The organism is Microbacterium sp. KNMS (assembly GCF_053851835.1).
In genome coordinates this window covers 1-234 of the sequence record NZ_JBSQBP010000215.1, presented here as the reverse complement: position 1 = coordinate 234, position 234 = coordinate 1, and the positions used below count along the sequence as shown (strand labels likewise).

1 protein-coding gene is annotated in these 234 nt (G+C 58.5%); it reads left to right on the top strand.

Annotated elements, in window-relative coordinates; genetic code table 11:
- On the top strand, positions 1-234 hold a 234-nt coding region (locus ACWXWW_RS18380), incomplete at both ends, for a hypothetical protein (protein ID WP_455971491.1).

Here is a 234-nt window from a genome sequence, read left to right as displayed (position 1 = left end):
GAGGGAGGGAAGAGAGAAGAAGGAGAGAAGGAGGAGAGAGACAGAGGAAAGAGGAAAGGAGAAGGAAGAGGAGGAGAAAAGGAGAGGGGGAAGGAGAGAGGGGGGAAGAGGGGAGGAGGAAGGGAAAGAGGAGAGAGGAGGAGAGGAAGAGGAGAGAAAGGAAAGGAGACGCGGAGAGGAAGAGAGACGGAGCCGCGATGATGAGGGGCGCGATAGGGTCGCTCAGGCCGAGGC